The organism is Nocardia araoensis NBRC 100135 (genome assembly GCF_000308435.1).
GTDB classification, from domain to species: Bacteria; Actinomycetota; Actinomycetes; order Mycobacteriales; family Mycobacteriaceae; genus Nocardia; species Nocardia araoensis.
In genome coordinates, this window is the sequence record NZ_BAFR01000041.1 from 1 (window position 1) to 1,049 (window position 1,049).

General features: G+C 62.2%; 1 protein-coding gene. It reads left to right on the forward strand.

The features are described 5' to 3' along the window. The first annotated feature begins 191 nt into the window (after positions 1 to 191). Positions 192 to 593, forward strand: a complete 402-nt coding sequence (locus tag ON21_RS05960; RefSeq protein ID WP_039796351.1) for a nuclear transport factor 2 family protein — start codon at positions 192 to 194, stop codon at positions 591 to 593. The last annotated feature ends 456 nt before the right edge of the window (positions 594 to 1,049 follow it).

Sequence of the window (1,049 nt, forward strand, 5' to 3'; positions counted from 1 at the left end):
AGTGGACCGCCCTCCGCATCGCGCACCTGGACCTGGACTTCGAGGTCGTCGAACCCATCGAGATGAAAGACCTGCTCGCCGGCCTCGGCGCCAAATTGCTTCGTGCGGCGGGGAGCGCGCGCTGAGCGAAGGCCGCCGCGGCGCGCGGATATTCGGTGCCCCGCACCGGAAGCGGCACTACGGTGCTGCGCATGACGCTCTCAGTGGAAGACCGCCTCGATATCACCGACCTCATCGCCCGGCACGGCCACATCATCGACGCGGGTGAACTCGATCGGATGGACGAGCTGTTCAGCCCGGAAATCGTCTACGACCTCACCGCCATGGGGTACGGCGAATTGCACGGCATCGCGGCCGTGCGCGACGCGGCCCTCGCGCTCGGCGATGCGAACCCGGTCGGGCATCACGTCACGAATGTGATCGTCACCGGAAGCGAAGCCGACCGCGCAATGGTGTCGTCCAAAGGGATCGGCATCGCCGCCGACGGTCGATGCGGGAGCGTGACCTATGAAGACGTGGTGGTGCGGGAACCCGCCGGCTGGCGGATCACTTATCGCAAAGTCATTCCGCGCCGCGCCCCGCTGGGCGGCTGATCGTCGGGCAGCGCCATTGTCGGCGCAGCGGTTCCAATCGATCTTGTGGTGGTCTGAATCACACTTGTGTCATTCGTGCCGGAGCTTCGCTGTCCGCAGGCCGCTGACCTGCGAAAAAGCGCGCTGGGCAGGCGATTTGACGAAGCGTTATCCGCCGCGTAACTTAATCCAGGTCAGAGCGACACGGACACCGACCCGGAGCCGAGAAGCAAGGCGGAGACGCCGAGCGGAAGGACTGGGAAACGAGGTAGGACGAGGAGCGCCTGGCGATCACACTGGCTCGATCGCGAGTCCGATTTTGATCGGATGAGCGAATGAGCTAAGCTGGAAAAGTTGCCTCACTGAAGGTCCGGAGAAATTCGGATTGAATGTGTGTGCGTGTGTTCTTTGAGAACTCAATAGTGTGTCGATGAATGTCAGTGCCAAAGTATTTTGGTTTCGGCTCTTCATACCTCC